The 1015-nt window shown below is 46.2% G+C and carries 1 protein-coding gene and 1 pseudogene; one reads left to right on the forward strand and one right to left on the reverse strand.

Annotation, left to right across the window (positions count from 1 at the left end):
- A partial coding sequence (locus tag R8N47_RS23780) for a hypothetical protein (RefSeq protein WP_318185923.1) occupies positions 1–491 on the forward strand: 491 nt, incomplete at its 5' end.
- Here the strand turns inward: R8N47_RS23780 and R8N47_RS23785 are convergent.
- Positions 481–1015: pseudogene (locus R8N47_RS23785) on the reverse strand (YdcF family protein); the annotation flags it as partial. The gene R8N47_RS23780 and the pseudogene R8N47_RS23785 sit on opposite strands and share 11 nt — an antisense overlap.

Consider the following 1015-nt stretch of genomic DNA (forward strand, 5'->3'; position numbering starts at 1 on the left):
GTTTGGGTGAAGTCTCTATCACTGAAACCTTACAGGTGATCATGCTGGCGATTGCTTCATGGTCGTTCTTCCAGCTTTCTAAGCAAGAAGAACAAGTTAAACACGCCGCTATTTTGATTTCCGGCTTCTTCGCTGTGTTGATCATTCGCGAACTGGACTACTGGATGGATATGATCCGTCACGGATCGTGGGTATTCCCTGCGTTAACCGTCACTGCTCTGGCTTGCGCAAAAGCTTACCAAGGTGGTAAAGGTACAGTGAACGAAATGGCACGCATTCTACAAGTTCCGCACATGAAGCTCTTGATTGGTGCCGTGGTTCTACTGCTTGTTTTCTCTCGCCTTTACGGTATGGGAAGCTTCTGGCAACAAGTCATGAATGAAAGCTACATCCGCGATGTTAAGAACATTTCGGAAGAAGGCATGGAGCTGCTTTGCTACTGTCTGATTGCGTTGAGTGCTGTTCGTATGCGACGCGAAATCACTGAATAGACTCGGGATCTAAACGGCGATTGAGCGCAGTTAAAATGGGATGAAACACTTCCAATGCTCGCTCTGCTGTTGCAACCGATTCATCAAAGGCCGTCATTTCGATGGCCTTTTTCATTTCCGCAATTTGTTGCAAAACATCCATTTCTAACGGTAAAGCGCGAAGTTGATTTATTGCTTGTTTAGCCCGCAGCAAAGGCTGTGCTCGAACGCTAGTTAAATCTCGTTGAAATGCCCCACTTTTAACGCCCTCCAGATACACTCGATACGTCGTCAGTTCATCAAGTAAAAGAAACGCTTCTGCCTGTGGTCCTTGATGTGGGTATGGCACGCTAATGTGCTTCTGAATATCTAGAGAAATGTGTAAGTCTAAACCCACGGACGCGCATTGAGATTTGAGCACGCGCAGTAAGCCTTGCTCATCCATTAGCGTTTGAATTTCTAATATGCGCTCAAGATGATAGGCGTTTGATAGCAAAATGACCTCAACCGCCGCTTGAGACGGTAACGGAAATAAACCACTTTCA

The organism is Vibrio sp. 2132-1 (assembly GCF_033344315.1).